Genomic DNA, 18,538 nt, shown 5'->3' with positions numbered 1-18,538 from the left:
GTCACGCCCCCCACACCTGCCACCCACACGCACCGTCCCAGCTCCGGGAGCTTTTGTGTCGCACCTTCAGGACCCCTCCCCCGCCGGCCTCTCCACGGGCACGCCCCGTGACCTCACCACCTTTCCCAGCCTCTTCCAGGAGCAGGTCGCGTCGGCTCCGGACGCGCCGGCCGTCGCCTCGGGGGACCTCTCGTGGTCCTACGCCGAGTTGAACGCGCGGGCGAACCAGATCGCTCACTGGCTCATCGACCGGGGTATCGGTCCGGAGCGTCCGGTGGGTGTGGCCCTGCCCCGTTCCGCCGAGCAGGTGGCGGTCGTCCTCGGCATCCTGAAGGCGGGTGGCGCCTACCTTCCGATCGACCTCGACTATCCGGGCGAGCGGATCCGCTACATGGTCACGGACGCCGCGCCCGCGCTCGTCCTCACCACGCGGGAGGCGGCGGGGCCGCTGTCCGCGAACCTGACGGCTGCGGGGCCGCTGTCCGTGGATCCGACGGCGGCGGGGCCGTCGGCGCCCACCGGCACAGCGGCAGTCCCCGCGCTCGTCGCCGTCGACAGTCCCGACGTTCGCGCGGCGTTCGCGCACTCCCCCGCCACCGACCCCGCCGACCCGGACCGCACCGTCCCGCTGCTGCCCGCGCATCCCGCGTACGTCGTCTACACCTCGGGCTCCACCGGTCGCCCCAAGGGAGTGACCGTCACCCACACCGGCATCAGCGCCCTGAACAGCGTGCATCTGACCCGGTTCGGTGTCGCTCCGGGCTCCCGCGTCCTGCAGTCGGCCTCGCTCAGCTTCGACGTGGCGATCTGGGACCTGATCATGGGTCTGACCACGGGCGCCACCCTCGTTCTTCCCCAGCGGCAGCGCGTGGTCGGCGACGACCTCGTCGAGGCCCTCGCGCAGGAGCGCGTGACCCATGCCACGCTGCCGCCCAGCGTCGTCGGCACGCTTCCGGCGCACGCCCCGCGGACCCTGACCGACCTGCGTGTCCTGTCGCTCGCCGGGGAGGCGGTGCCGCGCGACCTGATCCGGGACTGGGCGCCCGGCAGACAGGTCATGAACGGCTACGGACCCACCGAGATCACCTGTGCCGCCACCGTGGCCCGGCTCACCCCGGCGCCCCGCGTCCCCATCGGCACCGCGATCCCCGGCACCGATGTGTACGTCCTCGACGAGCACCTCGCCCCGGTGCCCCCGGAGACGCCCGGTGAGCTGTACGTCGCCGGTCCCGGCGTGGCCCGCGGCTATCTGGGGCGGCCCGGCCTGTCCTCCACGCGGTTCCTCGCCGACCCGTTCGGCAAGCCGGGGAGCCGTATGTACCGCACCGGCGACCTGGTGCGCCTCGGTGACGACGGGCAGCTGGAGTACCTCGGCCGCACCGACGAACAGATCAAGCTGCGCGGCCTGCGCATCGAGGTCGGCGAGATCGAGGCCGCGCTCACGGCCCACCCCCGGGTGGCTCAGGCCGTGGTGACCGCCCGCGAGGGCCGCGGCACCGGCAAGCAGCTCGTCGGGTACGTCGTCCCGGCGGCGCCGGACACCGCGGGGCGCGGCGACCGGGGCGGGCAGGGCGGTGGGACCGGCTATCTGGACCTCGGCGCGCGCTGCACGCCGGGCGAGTTACGCGAGTTCGTGGCGCGGCGGCTGCCGGACTTCATGGTTCCGGCGACGGTGCTCGTCCTCGACGGGCTGCCGTTGACACCGAACGGCAAGGTGGACAAGAAGCGGCTGCCCGAGCCGGAGTTCAAGGGCGGCGTGTACCGTGCTCCGCGCACCCCGGAGGAGGAGATCCTCGCGGGCGCGTTCGCCGCCGTTCTCGGCCTGGAGCGGGTCGGTGTCGACGACGACTTCTTCGCCGCCGGCGGTGACAGCATCCAGTCCATCCAGCTCGTCTCCCGGGTCCGGCCCGAGGGCCTGGAGGTCAGCGCGCGGGACGTGTTCGAGTGCCGTACCGTGGCCCGGCTGGCCGAGGCCGCCCGCCGGGGTACGGAACCGGCGGCCGTCCTGGAGGAGTGGGAGGGCGGCGGTGTCGGACGGATGCCGCTGCTGCCCGTGGCACGGATGCTGCGCGGCCGGGGCCCCGGGTTCGACCGGTTCCTACAGGCGATGGTGCTCGAACTGCCCGCCGGCATCGACGAGGAAGGCCTGGCCGCCACTCTCGGCGCCGTCGTCGACCGGCACGACCTGCTGCGCGCCCGCCTCGTGGACGACGACGGTCCGGGCACCGAGGGCACCGGGGGCGCGGAGGGCGCCGCCGCGCTGGAGGTCGCCCCTGCCGGTTCCGTCGACGTGGCCGCCCTGGTGCGCCGTGTCGCGTACGCCGACCCCTGGGACGAGGCCTGGCAGGAGTGCCTGCGGGCCGAACTGGACGCGGCCGCGGGACGTCTCGACCCCGGGGCGGGGGTCGTCGCGCAGTTCGTGTGGTTCGCCCCGGAGGACGGCAGCCGCGCGGGACGGCTGCTGGTCGCCCTGCACCACCTGGTCGTCGACGGTGTCTCCTGGCGCATCCTGATGCCGGACCTCGCGGCGGCCTGGGAGAGCGTCCGCCAGGGCCGGGCCCCGGAACTGCCGCCGGTGGTCACCAGCGTGCGCCGGTGGGCCCACGCCCTGGCCGCCGAGGCGGCCGACGACAAGCGCGTCGCCGAGCTTGAGCTGTGGACGTCGATCGCCGACGGGCCCGACCCGGTCCTCGGCACCCGCCGTCTCGACCCGGCCGTGGACGTCGTCGCCACCCTCACGGAGACCCGTGTCCAGCTGTCGCCGGACACCACGGAGGCCCTGCTGACCACTGTCCCCGCCGCGTTCCACGGCGAGGTCAACGACGGCCTGCTGGCGGCTCTCGCGCTGGCGATCGCCGCGTGGCGGCGGGCCCGCGGGGTCGGGGAGCAGTCCTCCCTGATCCGTCTGGAGGGCCACGGCCGCGAGGAGTCCGCCGTTCCCGGTGCCGATCTGTCCCGCACGGTGGGCTGGTTCACCAGCGTCTTCCCCGTGCGCCTCGACCTGGGCGGCGCCGACCTGGACGACGCCTTCCGCGGCGGCCCCGCCGCCGCCCGGGTGCTCAAGGCCGTCAAGGAGCGGCTGCGGGCCGTCCCGGACAAGGGCATCGGCTACGGGCTCCTGCGCCACCTCAACCCCGAGACCTCCGGCGTCCTGGCCGCGTACGGGCTCGGGCAGGTCGGCTTCAACTACCTGGGCCGGTTCTCCGCGGCCCAGGACCTCCCCGAGGACCTGCGCGGCCTCGGCTTCACCCAGGTCGCCGGCATCAGGGAACTGGAGGCGCTGGATGCGGGGCAGGACGGGCGCATGCCGGCCCTGGCGGAAGTGGACATCAATGCCTCGGTGACGGACACCGGGCAGGGGCCGCGCCTCGGCGCGCTGTTCACGGCGCCGTCCGGGGTGCTCGCGCGGGACGAGGTGCGGGAGCTCGCCGACCTGTGGGTGGCGGCCCTCGAAGGCCTCGTCCGGCATGCGACCCGGCCGGGCACGGGGGGCCTCACGCCGTCCGACGTGCCGCTCGTCGACGTCACCCAGGACGACATCGAGGCCTGGGAGCGGCAGTTCCCGGGGCTCGCCGACATCTGGCCCACCTCGCCCCTCCAGGCCGGGCTGCTCTTCCACTCGATGATGACGGCCGAGTCGGGCTCGGCGTTCGACGCCTACCAGGTGCAGTACGTCCTCGAACTGGCGGGACCGGTGGACCCGTCCCGGCTGCGCGCGGCCGGGCAGGCCGTCCTGGACCGGCACCCGGCGCTGCGTACCGCGTTCGTCCGGGCGGCGGACGGCGGCGACCTGATCCAGCTGGTCGTGGACGGCGTCGAACTGCCGTGGCGGGAGGCCGACCTGAGCGGGGCCGCCGGGGTCGGCGAGAGGGCTGGGGCCGCCGGGGTCGGCGAGAAGGCTGGGACCGTCGGGGTCGGCGAGAGGGCTGGGACCGTCGGGGTCGGCGAGAGGGCTGGGACCGTCCGGGTCGGCGAGAGGGCTGGGACCGTCCGGGTCGGCGAGAAGGCTGGGACCGCTGACGCGGTCGTGTCGGCTGCGGCAGCCGAGGCGGCCGGCGCGGAGCGCGACGCGGCGTTCGAGCGGTTCCTCGCCGACGACCTGGAAGCCCACTTCGACCCCGCGAGGCCGCCGCTGCTGCGGATGTCCCTCGTCAAGCGGGACGCGGACCACAGCGACCTGGTCCTCACGGCCCACCACGCGCTGTTCGACGGCTGGTCGCTGCCACTGATCGCGCGGGACCTGCTGCGCGCCTACGCCGACGGCGGCGCCCCGTCCGCGCCGCCCGCCCACACCTACCGCGACTACCTGGAGTGGCTGGCCCGGCAGGACGACGACGGGTCCGCGCGCGCCTGGCGGGACGAGCTGAGCGGCGTCGACGAACCCACGCTGCTCGCGCCCGGCACCGGAGCGGGCACCGACAGCACCGGCATCGGCCAGGCCGACGTGCCGCTGCCCGCCGCCGAGGCCCGCGACCTCGCCCGCCGGGCGGGCGAACTCGGCGTCACCCTCAACACCCTGGTGCAGGGCGCCTGGGGCATCCTCGTCGGGCAGTTGACGGGTCGTCAGGACGTGGTGCTCGCCGCGACGGTATCCGGTCGTCCGCCCGCGCTGCCGGGCGTCGACTCCGTCGTCGGCATGTTCCTCAACACCGTCCCGGTCAGGGTGCGGTGTGCGCCCGGTGCCTCGCTCGCGCAGCTCCTGACCGGGCTCCAGGGGCGGCAGGCGGCGCTGCTCGACCACCATCACCGCGGCCTGCCGCAGATCCATGAGGACACCGGGCTCAAGGCGCTGTTCGACACGATCATCGGCTTCGAGTCGTTCCCGATGGACCGCTCCGGCATCGCCGAGGCGAGCGAGGCGGCGGGGATCGGCGTCACCGGCATCCGCGCGTTCACCGCGAGCCACTATCCGGTGACCGTGTTCGTGTACCCCGACGGGCCCCACCCGCGGCTCGACATCCAGTACCAGCGCACCGTGTTCGACCAGGCCACGGCCGACGACCTCGCCGCACGCCTCGGCCTCGTCCTGCGCCAGGTGGCGGCGGACCCGGCCCGCCTCGTCGGGCACGTGGAGCTCACCGCGCCCGCCGAGCGCGCGCGGGTCGTCACCGAACTCAACGACACCGCGGCGCCCACACCCGCCCTGACCGTCCCCGGTCTGATCGAGCGGCAGGCGGCGGCGACCCCCGACGCGGTCGCCGTGGCGTGCGGCGCGGTCTCGTACACGTACCGCGAACTGCGGACGCGGGTGAACCGGCTTGCACGCGAGCTGACCGCCCGGGGCGCGGGCCCGGAGACCGTGGTGGGCCTGGCCCTGCCGCGCTCCGCCGACCTCGTCACCGGCCTGCTCGGCATCCTCGCCGCCGGCGCCGCCCACCTGCCCATCGACCCCAAGTACCCCAGTCACCGCCTGGACTTCGTCATCGGCGAGGCCCGGCCGCGGCTGCTCCTCACGGACCGGGACACGGTGGCGGCGCTGCCGGAGACGGACGTCCCGAAGCTGTACCTGGACGACCTCGACCTGGCGGGCACGGTCCCGGACACCACGCCGGCTGCCGGGCTCCGGCCCGACCACGCTGCCTACGTCATGTACACCTCGGGCTCCACCGGCACCCCGAAGGGTGTCGTCATCCAGCACGCGGGTGTCGTCAATGGCGTGACCCGGCTCGCGGAGCGCGTGGGCTCCGGCATGCGGATCCTCGCGGGCACCTCGGTCAACTTCGACGTGTCGGTGTTCGAGATCGTCACGGCGCTGTCCACCGGCGGCACCGTCGAGGTCGTCCGCGACGCGCTGGCCCTGGGCGAGCCCGGCGCCCCGGCGGTGGACGTGGTCAGCACAGTGCCCTCGGTCTTCGCCGGACTCACGGACCAGGTCGCCGCCGACTTCCGCCCCCGGACCCTGGTGTTCGCCGGTGAGGCGCTGCCCGCGTCCCTGGTGCGCCGCGCCCGCGAGGCGCTGCCGGGCGTGACGGTCGTCAACGCCTACGGCCAGAGCGAGACCTTCTACGCCACCGCCTTCCGGCTGTCCGCCGACCGGGACTGGCAGGGCGTGGGCAGCACCCCCATCGGCACGCCGCTCGGCAACATGCGGACGTATGTGCTCGGCCCCGGCCTGACCCCGCTGCCGCCGGGCGTGGCGGGCGAGCTGTATGTCGCCGGGAGCATCGGGCGCGGCTATCTCGGCCGTCCCGGCACGACCGCGGACCGCTTCGTCGCCGACCCGTTCGGTCCGGCGGGGACCCGCATGTACCGCACCGGCGACCTGGCCCGCTGGAACGCCGACGGTGATCTTGAGTATGTGGGGCGGGCCGACGCGCAGGTCAAGGTGCGGGGCTTCCGCATCGAGCCCGGCGAGGTCGAGGCCGCCGTCGTGGACCACCCGGACGTCGATCGGGCGGTGGTGGTCGCCCAGGACGACGGCTCCGCGGCCGGGCGGCGCCTGGTGGCGTACGCAGTCCTGCGTGACGGTGCCGAGGAGGTCGCCGGGTCGCGGAACGGGGGCGGACTGCGGGACGGCGGCGGACTGCGGGACTTCGTGTCCGCCAAGCTGCCCGAGTACATGGTGCCCTCGGCGTTCGTGGTCCTCGACCGGCTGCCGCTGACGCCCAACGGCAAGGTGGACCGCGGGGCACTGCCCCGGCCGGAGTTCACGGGCGCGGCCCACCGTGCGCCGCGCTCGCCGCGCGAGGAGACGCTGTGCGCGCTGTTCGCCGAGGTCCTCGGCGTGGAGCGGGCCGGGATCGGCGACGACTTCTTCGACCTGGGCGGGCACTCGCTGCTCGTCACCAAGCTGATCAGCCGCATCCGTACGGTGCTCGGCGTGGAGGTGCCGCTGCGCACCCTCTTCGCCCACCCCACTGTCGAGCGGCTCGACGCCGCGCTCGCGGACGCCGCGGCCGGGCCGACCGCGCGGCCCCGCCTGACCGCCGCCGCCCCCCGGCCCGAGCGGCTGCCGCTGTCGTACGCCCAGCAGGGCCTGTGGTTCCTGTACCGCCTTGAGGGGCCTTCGGCCACGTACAACATGCCGTACGCCCTCCATCTGCACGGCGATCTGGACGTCGCGGCCCTGGAGGCGGCACTCGGTGACGTCGTCACGCGGCACGAGGCGCTGCGCACCGTGTTCCCCATGGCCGACGGCAAGCCGTACCAGCACGTCCTGCCCCCCGATGAGGCCCGGATCGAGCTGCCGGTGCGGCACATCGACGAGGAGGACCTCGACGCGTCTCTCGCCGTCACCGCCCGGTACGCCTTCGACCTGGCGGGCGAGGTCCCGCTGCGGGCGCGGCTCTTCACGTTCGGCCCGTCCCGCTCCGTGCTCTCCCTGGTGATCCACCACATCGCCACCGACGGCTGGTCCCTGGCCCCGCTCACCCGCGACCTGACGACCGCCTACACCGCGCGCCTCGCCGGGAGGGCGCCGCAGTGGGCGCCGCTGCCGGTGCAGTACGCCGACTACACGCTGTGGCAGCACGAGCTGCTCGGCTCCGACAGCGACCCCGAGAGCCTCCTCAGCCGGCGGCACGCCTACTGGGCCGACCATCTCGCCGGCCTGCCGGACCAGGTCACCCTGCCCTCCGACCGCCCGCGCCCGACGACCGTCACGCACGCCGGTGCTTCCGCGGTGTTCACGCTCGACGCCACCGTGCACCAGGGGCTGGTGGAGCTGGCCCGGAGTGCGGGCGCCACCGTCCACATGGTGCTCCAGGCGGCCCTCGCGGCGCTCCTGACGCGCATGGGCGCCGGGAGCGACATCTCGGTGGGCAGCGGCATCGCGGGGCGCACGGACGAACAACTCGGCGATCTCGTCGGGATGTTCACCAACATGCTGGTGCTGCGCACGGACACCTCGGACGACCCGGCGTTCACGGATCTGCTCGCGCGGGTGCGGGAGACCAGTCTGTCCGCGTACACCCACGACGTGCCCTTCGACGTGCTCGTCGAGAAGATCAACCCCCACCGGTCCGCGTCCCGGCACCCGCTGTTCCAGGTGGCCCTCGCCCTCCAGAACAACGAGGAGGCCCGGTTCGACCTGCCGGGCCTGCGCGTGCGCACCGAGGCCCTGCACACCGGGACGTCCCGTTACGACCTGCTGCTCAGCCTCTCCGAGGCCTTCCACGACCGGGGCGGCGCCGCCGGTGTCACCGTCGACGTCGAGTACTCCACGGAGATGTTCGACGCGGCGGCCGTGGAGACGTTCGTGGCCAGGCTGCGGCGCCTGCTCGTCGCCGTGATCGCCGATCCCGCCCGTCGCGTCGGGGAGGTCGACCTGCTCACGGCGGCGGAGCGCGAGTGGCTGCTGACGGGCGATCGTGTGCCCGCCCCGGCCCCGGAGACGTTCGCGGCGCTCTTCGAGGCCGCGGCCGGTTCGGTACCCGACGCCCTCGCGGTCGAGGACTCCCGGTACGCCTGGTCCTACCGGGAGCTGAACGAGCGGGCCAACCGCATCGCGCACTGGCTCATCGGCGAGGGCGTCGGCCCCGAGGACCTCGTCGGCGTGGCCCTGCCGCGTTCGTCCGAGCAGGTCGCCGCCGTCCTGGGCATCACCAAGGCGGGCGCCGCGTTCCTGCCCGTGGACGCCGACTATCCGGCCGAGCGTGTGCGGCTCATGGTGGAGGACGCCCGCCCGGTGCTGCTCCTGTCGACCCGGTCCGGCGCGGAGCGGCTTCCGACAGGCCTCCCCACGCGGGTGGTCGCTGTCGACGACCCCGACCTGCGGGCCCAGTGGGAGCGGGCAGCCGTCACCGATCCGACGGACGCCGACCGCACGGCGCCCCTCACCTGCGACCACACCGCGTACATCATCTACACCTCGGGCTCCACCGGCCGCCCCAAGGGCGTCACCGCCACCCACAGCGGCCTCACCGGTCTGGGCGCCGACCTCACCGACCGGGGCCGTGTGACGCCCGGCAGCCGCGTCGTACAGCTGTCATCGGCCAGCTTCGACGCGTCCATCCTCGAATACGCCATGGCCTTCCACTCCGGTGCCGCCCTGGTGCTGCCGGATCAGCCGCGCCTCGCGGGCGCCGAGCTGGCCCGGGTCCTGGCCGACGGCCGCATCACGCACGCGTTCATCCCGCCCTCGGTCCTCGCCACCCTCCCCGAGGACGCCCCCCGCACCCTGACCGATCTGCGCACTCTCCTCGTCGGCGCCGAACCCTGCCCACCCGACCTCGTCACCCGCTGGGCCACCCCCGAACGCCACTTTCACAACGTCTACGGCCCCACGGAGTCCACGGCGCTCACCACCATCAGCCGGCCTCTCACCACCCCGCACGTGCCCATCGGCACCGCCCTCCCCCATACGCACCTGTACGTGCTCGACGAGCATCTGCGCCTCGCCCCGCCCGGGGCCCCCGGCGAGTTGTACATCGAGGGTTCCGGACTGGCCCGCGGCTACCTCGACCGCCCCGCACTCACCGCCGACCGCTTCGTCGCCAACCCCCACGGACAACCCGGCTCCCGCCTCTACCGCACCGGCGACCGCGTCCGCTGGAACACCGACCACCAACTCCACCACCTCGGCCGCACCGACAACCAGATCAAGGTCCGCGGCTTCCGCATCGAACCCGCCGAAATCCACACCGCACTCACCGCACTCGATCAGGTCTCCCAAGCCGTGGTGACCACGCACGAGGCCGCACCCGGCGACCAGCGACTCATCGCCTACCTCGTCCCGGCCCCCGGCGCCGCGACCACCACGGCCGACATCCGCACCAGCCTGCGCGAACGGCTCCCCGAGCACATGGTTCCGACGACGTTCGTCACGCTCGACGAGCTCCCGCTCACGCCCAACGGAAAGGTCGACCACCGCGCCCTGCCGGAGCCCGGCCGCGCCTCGGGCGGAGACGGGCGGGCACCGCGCACGCCCCGGGAGGAGACGCTGTGCGCGCTGTACGCGGACACGCTCGACGCGACCGGGGTGACCATCGACGACGGCTTCTTCGAGCTGGGCGGGCACTCGCTGCTCGCGACGAAGCTCATCAGCCGCATCCGTTCCGCGCTCGGGGTCGAGGTGCCGTTGCGGACGCTGTTCGAGCATCCCACGGTGGCCGGGCTCGCCGCCCACCTGGACGCGGCGCCGGACACGCAGGCACCACTGGTGCCCGTCACCCGGCGGCCCGAGCGGCTGCCGCTGTCCTTCGCCCAGCAGCGCCTGTGGTTCCTGCACCGCCTGGAGGGCCCGTCGGCGGCCCACAACATGCCGTTCGTGCTGCGTCTCACCGGTGACCTGGACGTCGCCGCCATGACGGCGGCCGTGCAGGACCTGGTGGCCCGGCACGAGACGCTGCGCACCGTCTTCCGTACGGCGGACGGGTCCCCGTACCAGGACGTCCTGGACCCGGAGCAGACGCCGACAGCGCTGACGGTGCGGCAGGTGTCGCCCGCGGACCTGTGGCCTGCGGTGGAGGAGGCCGCCCGGTACCCCTTCGACCTGTCGGCCGAAGTGTCCCTGCGGGCCTGGCTGTTCCGGTCCGGCCCCACCGAGTCGGTCCTCGCGCTCGTGGTCCACCACATCGTGGCCGACGGCTGGTCCCTCGTCCCGCTGGTACGGGACCTCACCACCGCCTACACCGCGCGCCGCGCGGGCACCGCACCCGGCTGGGATCCGCTGCCCGTCGGCTACACCGACTACACGCTGTGGCAGCACGACCTGCTCGGCTCCGACACCGACCCGGACAGCCGCCTCAGCCGCCAGTACGCCTACTGGGCCCGGCAGCTCGCGGACCTGCCCGAGCTGGTGACCGCCCCGGCGGACCGGCCGCGCCCCGCGCAGCTCGCGTACACCGGCGACATCGCGCTCTTCCCCCTGGACGCCGAACTGCACCAGGGCATCACCGAGCTGGCGACCGCCCACGGCGCCACGCCGTTCATGGTCCTCCAGGCCGCGATGGCCGCCCTCCTGACGCGGCTCGGCGCGGGCACGGACATCCCCATCGGCAGCGGCGTCGCCGGGCGTACCGACGACAACCTGCGCGATCTGGTCGGCCTGTTCGTGAACACCCTGGTGATGCGGACGGACACCTCGGGCGACCCCACGTTCGCGGCGCTGCTCGCACAGGTGCGGGAGACCAGCCTGGCCGCCTACTCGCACCAGGACATCCCCTTCGAGGGTCTGGTGGAGAAGCTCAACCCGCAGCGCTCCGCGTCCCACCACCCGCTGTTCCAGATCGCGCTGGTGCTGCAGAACAACGAGCAGGCGCACTTCGACCTGCCGGGCCTGACGGTGCGCCCCGAGAACGTCGGCACCGGCACGTCCCGCTACGACATGCTGCTCAGCCTGTCGGAGTCCTTCCGCGAACGGACCACGCCGGACGGGGTGACCGTCGAGGTGGAGTACTCCACCGAGCTGTTCGACGCGGAGACCGTCGAGGCGTTCGTGGCCCGCTGGGAGCGACTGCTGCGGGCCGTGGTGGCCGACCCCGGGCTGCGCGTCGGCGCTCCGGAACTCCTTACAGGCGCGGAGCGCGCGCAGCTCCTGGAGCGGTGGGGCCGCGCCGACCAGGACGTGCGTCAGGACACCTGGCCCGCCCTGTTCCAGGCCGTCGCGCACGCGGCGCCCGACGACCCCGCCGTCGAGGACACCGAACAGTCCTGGACGTACGGGGAGTTGAACGAGCGGGCGAACCGGATCGCGCACTGGCTCATCGGCGAGGGCATCGGCCCCGAGCAGGTCGTCGGTGTGGCCCTGCCGCGCTCGTGCACGCAGGTGGCCACCGTCCTCGGCATCACCAAGGCGGGCGCCGCCTATCTGCCCATCGACCCGGACTACCCGGACGAGCGCATCGCCTACCTCGCGGACGACGCCCGCCCGGCGCTCGTCCTCACCGACGCGGCCCTGGCGGAGCGGTGGCCCGCCGCCGCGCCCGCCCCGCTGGTCGCGGTGGACACGCCCGAGGTGCGGGCCGCCTGGGAGCGGGCCGCCGCCACCGACCCCGCCGACGCCGACCGCACCACCGCGCTCACCTCGGCGCACCCCTCGTACGTGATCTACACCTCGGGCTCGACCGGCCGCCCCAAGGGCGTCTCGCTCACCCACGCGGGGCTCGCGTCGGTGCGCGCCACCCAGCTCCGTGACCTCGGCCCCGGCCCCGGCGCACGGGTCCTTCAGTTCGCGTCGCTCAGCTTCGACGTGTCGATGTGGGACCTGGTGGCGAGCCTCACCACCGGCGCCACGCTGGTCCTTCCGGCGCAGGCCAGGGTCGCGGGGGACGAGCTGGCGGGTGCCCTCGCTTATCTGCGGATCAGCCATGTGACCCTGCCGCCGAGCGTCATCGGCACGCTTCCCGACGACGCCCCGCGCACCCTCGGCGGGTTGCGGGTGCTGACCCTCGCGGGCGAGGCCTGCCCGCCCGACCTGGCCGCGCGATGGGCACCCGGGCGGCGCCTGGTGAACGGCTACGGACCCACCGAGACGACGTGTGCCGCCTCGATGGCGCAGCTCACCGGGTCCTCTCGGATCCCGATCGGCGTGCCCGCCGTCAACGCGCGGCTCTACGTCCTCGACACCCGCCTCCGCCTCGTGCCGCCGGGCGTCCCCGGTGAGCTGTACGTGGTGGGCCCCGGTCTGGCCCGCGGCTATCTGCACCGGCCCGGGCTGACCGCCGAGCGCTTCACGGCCGACCCCTACGGCGCGCCGGGCGACCGCATGTACCGCACCGGTGACCTGGTGCGGTGGGGCGGCGACGGGCAGTTGGAGTACCTGGGCCGCAGCGACGAGCAGATCAAGATCCGGGGCTTCCGCGTGGAACCCGGCGAGGTCCAGGCCGCCCTGACGGCCCATCCCGCCGTCGCGCGTGCCGTCGTCACCACCCACGACACGGGCGCGGGCACCGGCACGGCCAGCGGCGACCGGCAGCTCGTCGCGTACGTGGTGCCCGCCACCGACGACACCACGGGCCACGAGCACGTCACCGAATGGCAGACCATCTACGACTCCGTGTACACGGAGGTGCCCGCCCTGCCGCTCGGCACCGACTTCCACGGCTGGAACAGCACGTACACCGGAAAGCCCATCCCGGTCGAGGAGATGCGGGAGTGGCGGGACGCCACGGTCGCCCTCATCCGGGAGCACGAGCCCCGCAACCTCCTGGAGATCGGCGCCGGTTCGGGGCTGCTGCTCGGCCCGCTCGCACCCCATGTGGAGTCGTACTGGGCCACCGACCTGTCCGCCGCGTCCGCGGACCGCCTCGCGGAGCAGACCCGGCACTGGGACCACGTCCACGTACGGCATCAGCCCGCGCACGACTTCACGGGCCTGCCGACCGGGCACTTCGACACGATCGTCGTCAACTCGGTGATCCAGTACTTCCCCGGCCGCCGCTATCTGACCGACGTCCTCGACCAGGCCCTGCGGCACCTGGCGCCCGGCGGGCGGATCGTCGTCGGCGACGTCCGCCACCACGCCCTCCTGCCCTCCCTGCGCACCGCCGCCGCGGCCACCGCGGCCACCGCCGCGACGACATCGGCCCTCTACGACGCCGTCCAGCACGCGGTGCTCAGCGAGGAGGAACTCCTCGTCCATCCGGCCTACTTCACCGACCTCGCACGCCGTCACCCCGACACCACCGGCGTCGACATCCGCCTCAAGCACGGCACGGCCCACAACGAACTCACCCGCCACCGCTACGACGCGGTCCTGCACACCGCACCCGACCCGGCCGACCTCGGCACCCTGCCCGCCGTCCCCTGGCCCGGACACGACCACCCCGGCGAGAGCCCGGACGCGGTCCTGGCGCGCCTGACCGCAGGCACCGCCGGCCCGCTGCGTGTCACCGGCATCCCCAACGCGCGCCTGACCCGCGAGGTCGCCGCCCACCGGGCCACGACGGACAACACCCCGCTGGAGCACATCCGCAGGCTCCTCGACCGCCCCGACCCCGCCGCCGTCGACCCGCAGACCGTCCACATCTGGGCCGAGACCAACGGCCTGCACGCCCGCACCACGTGGAGCGCGCACGCCCTGGACACCTTCGACGCCGTGCTCCTGCCTGCGCCCGTAGGCGGCGGCGTCTGCGTCGGCACGTACGACTCCGTCACCGTGCCGCCCGCGGTCACCAACACGCCCGCGAACACGACGGCGACGGCAGCCGTCCTCACCGACGTGCGGCAGCACCTCAAGGAGCAGCTTCCGGGACATCTCGTACCGTCCGCGCTGATCCCCGTCTCGGAGATCCCGCTCACACCGAACGGCAAGGTCAACTTCCGCGCGCTGCCCGGCCCCGGACACCGCTCCCCCGGTGCCGGCCGTGCCCCGCGCACGCCCCGCGAGGAGACTCTGTGCGCGCTGTTCGCGGAGATCCTCGCGCTGCCCGCGCCCGTCACCGTCGACGACAACTTCTTCGACCTGGGCGGACACTCACTGCTCGCCACGAAGCTGATCAGCCGCATCCGCGCCACGCTGGGCGTGGAGGTCCTGCTGCGGACGCTGTTCGCGCACCCCACGGTCGCCGGGATCGCCGCGCACCTGGACGACGCCGAGCAGGCACGGACGCCACTGGTCCCGGCGGCGCAGCGGCCCGAGCGGCTGCCGCTGTCCTTCGCGCAGCAGCGCCTGTGGTTCCTGCACCGTCTGGAGGGCCCTTCGGCCACGTACAACATGCCGTTCGTGCTGCGTCTGACCGGTGACCTCGACGTCGCGGCCCTGGAGGCGGCGCTGCACGACGTCGTCACCCGGCACGAGACGCTGCGCACCGTCTTCGCCGTCGCCGACGGCAAGCCCCACCAGCACCTCCTGACGCCGGACGAAGCCCGGCTCGACCTGCCCGTACGCCACATCGACGAGCACGACCTGGACGCGTCACTGGCCGCCGCGGCACGCCACGCCTTCGACCTGGCCACCGACGTGCCGCTGCGCGCCCAGCTGTTCACGCTCGACCCGACCCGGTCGGTCCTGTCCCTGGTCTTCCACCACATCGCGGCCGACGGCTGGTCCCTGGCGCCGCTCACCCGCGATCTGACGGCCGCCTACACGGCACGGCTGGACGGCGCCGCGCCGGACTGGGAGCCGCTGCCCGTCAGCTACGCCGACTACACGCTGTGGCAGCACGAGCTGCTCGGCTCCGACACCGACCCCCGCAGCCTCCTCAGCCGCCAGCACGCCTACTGGGCGCACCACCTCGCCGACCTGCCCGAGCAGGTCACCCTGCCCACCGACCGGCCGCGCCCGGCCGTGCCCGCCCACACCGGCGACCTCGCCGAGTACACGCTGGACGCCGCGCTGCACCAAGGCGTCACGGACCTGGCGCGGGCCTCGGGTGCGACCGTGCAGATGGTGCTCCAGGCCGCGCTGGCCGCCGTGCTGACACGCATGGGAGCGGGCACCGACATTCCCGTCGGCACCGCGATCGCGGGCCGCACCGACGCGAACCTCGACGGCCTCGTCGGGTTCTTCGTGAACACTCTCGTCCTGCGTACCGACACCTCGGGGAACCCGTCCTTCGCGGGCCTCCTGCGGCAGGTGCGCGAGACCAGCCTCGCCGCCTACACCCATCAGGAGGTGCCCTTCGACGGCCTGGTCGAGCGGCTCAACCCGCCGCGCTCCGCGTCCCGGCATCCGCTGTTCCAGGTGGCCCTCGCCGTGCAGAACAACGAGGAGGCCCAGTTCGACCTGCCGGGCCTGCGCATCCGCACCGAGGGCACCGGCACCGGCACGTCCCGGTACGACCTCTTGTTCACTCTCTCCGAAACCTTCGCGGAGGCCGACGGGAGCCGGCCCGTGGCCGCGGGGATGGCCCTCGGCGTCGAGTACTCCACCGAACTGTTCGACGCGGAGACCGTCGAGGCGTTCGTGGGCCGCTGGCGGCGGTTCCTGGCCGCCGCGGTCGCCGACCCGGAGCTGCGCGTCGGCGACGCCGACCTGCTCACGACGGCCGAACGGGAGCTGCTGACCCGGCGGGCGGAGGTCACCGAGCAGGTGGCCCCCGCCACTCTGTCCGCTCTCTTCGAGACCGCGGTGCGCTCGGCCCCCGACGCCCTCGCGGTCGAGGACTCCCGGTACGCCTGGTCCTACCGGGAGCTGAACGAGCGGGCCAACCGCATCGCGCACTGGCTCATCGGCGAGGGCGTCGGCCCCGAGGACCTCGTCGGCGTGGCCCTGCCGCGTTCGTCCGAGCAGGTCGCCGCCGTCCTCGGCATCACCAAGGCGGGCGCCGCGTTCCTGCCCATCGACCCCGACTATCCGGCGGAGCGGATCGCCTACCTCGCCGGGGACGCCGCGCCCGCCCTGATCCTCACGAGCCGGGCCACGGCCCGGGGCCTGCCGCGGGAGGTGTCCGCGCCACTGGTCGCCGTCGACAGCCCGAAGCTGCAAGCGCAGTGGGAGCGGGCAGCCGTCACCGATCCGACGGACGCCGACCGCACGGCCCCGCTGACCTGCGACCACATCGCGTACATCATCTACACCTCGGGCTCCACCGGCCGCCCCAAGGGCGTCACCGCCACCCACAACGGCCTCACCGGTCTGGGCGCCGCCCTCACCGACCGGGGGCATACCACTGCCGACAGCCGCGTCCTGCAACTCTCCTCGGCCAGCTTCGACGCGTCGATCCTCGAATACGCGATGGCCTTCCGCTCCGGTGCCGCCCTCGTCGTCCCCGACCAACCGCGCCTCGCCGGTGGGGAACTGGCCCGGGTCCTGGCCGACGGCCGCATCACGCACGCGTTCATCCCGCCCTCGGTCCTCGCCACCCTCCCCGAGGACGCCCCCCACACCCTCACCGACCTGCGCACCCTCCTCGTCGGCGCCGAACCCTGCCCCCCCGACCTCGTCACCCGCTGGGCCACCCCCGAACGCCACTTCCACAACGTCTACGGCCCGACCGAAGCGACCGCGCTCACCACCATCAGCCACCCCCTCACCACCCCGCACGTGCCCATCGGGCTGCCACTGCCGAACACCCGCCTCTACGTCCTCGACGAGCATCTGCGCCTCACCCCGCCCGGGACCCCCGGCGAGTTGTACATCGAGGGTTCCGGACTGGCCCGCGGCTACCTCGACCGCCCCGCACTCACCGCCGACCGCTTCGTCGCCAACCCCCACGGACAACCCGGCTCCCGCCTCTACCGCACCGGCGACCGCGTCCGCTGGAACACCGACCACCAACTCCACCACCTCGGCCGCACCGACAACCAGATCAAGGTCCGCGGCTTCCGCATCGAACCCGCCGAAATCCACACCGCACTCACCGCACTCCCCCAGATCTCCCAAGCCGTCGTCACCACCCACGAGGCCGCACCCGGCGACCAACGACTCATCGCCTACCTCGTCCCGGCCCCCGGCATCGGCACCGGCGCCGGGAGCGGCTTCAGCTTCGGATTCGGATTCGGCACACAGCTCAGCACCGCCGACATCCGCGCCGGCCTGCGTGAGCGCCTCCCCGAGCACATGGTTCCCACCACCCTCATCACTCTCGACCAACTCCCTCTCACCCCCAACGGAAAGATCGACCACCGCGCCCTGCCCGCACCCGATCTCGCCGACGGCACCGCGGGGCGGCCACCGCGCTCGCCGCGCGAGGAGGTCCTGTGCACCCTGTTCGCCGAGGTTCTGGGGATCGGCACGGTCGGTGTCGATGACAACTTCTTCGAGCTGGGCGGGCACTCGCTCCTCGCGACCACGCTCATCAGCCGCATCCGGGAGACACTGGGCGCCGAGGTTCCCCTGCGGACCGTCTTCGCCCACGCCACCGTCGCCTCGCTCGCCGGACACCTCGCCGACGGCACCGACGACAGCTCCGTGGACATCCTGCTGCCGCTGCGCACGACAGGCGACATGCCGCCCCTGTTCTGCCTGCACCAGGGCAGCGGAGACTGCTGGAGCTACGCCAACCTGCTACCGCTGCTGAGCGCCGACATCCCGGTGTACGGACTCCAGTCCCGCATGCTGGGCAGCCCGGACGACCTGCCCGCGAGCGTCGAGGAGATCGCCGCGGACTGCGTCGAGGCGATGCGGAAGGTCCAGCCCGAGGGCCCGTACCACCTGCTCGGCCACTCGCTCGGCGGCATCGTGGCCCACGCCATGACGGCGCAGCTCCAGCGCGCCGGGGAACGGGTCGAGGTCGTGTTCGCCCTGGACTCCGAGCCGGCCAGGGCCCTGCGGCAGGAGGAGTGGGACGAGGTGAACCGGCCCGGCCAGACCTACGAGGTGCTCCTGGAGGCGATGGGGGTCGAGTTGGAGGAGCCGTGCCGCACCTACGAGGAGTTCGCCGAGGTCGCCCGGACCACCGGCACCGCCCTCGGCTCCCTCTCCGAAGCGGAGATGCTGGCTCTGCAGCGGCGCAACCAGCACTTCCTGCGCCTGACCAGCGACCATGAACACGGGCGGGTCGCCACCGACCTGATCCTGTTCGCCGCGACCGACCGGCCGTTCTCGGTCCTCGGCACGGACACCTGGCGGGACCACATAGACGGCGACGTCACGTGCCACTTCGTGGACTCCAAGCACCACACGATGGTGACACCGGGCGTACTGGACGGGATCGTGCCCCTGATCGAGGAGCGCCTGCGCAGGTCCCGGCGCTGAACACGCGGGCGGGCGCCG

Annotated in this window: 1 protein-coding gene; it reads left to right on the top strand. The window is 73.6% G+C overall.

All coding sequences use genetic code 11. The features are described 5' to 3' along the window. Positions 1-55 precede the first annotated feature (55 nt). The gene (locus GPA10_RS11850) at positions 56-18,520 is read left to right on the top strand and encodes a non-ribosomal peptide synthetase (protein WP_157165454.1); all 18,465 of its coding nucleotides are present in this window, start codon (positions 56-58) and stop codon (positions 18,518-18,520) included. Positions 18,521-18,538: the final 18 nt, after the last annotated feature.

The organism is Streptomyces typhae, from assembly GCF_009755605.1.
GTDB lineage: Bacteria > Actinomycetota > Actinomycetes > Streptomycetales > Streptomycetaceae > Streptomyces > Streptomyces typhae.
This window is presented reverse-complemented; position numbering and strand designations above follow the sequence as displayed.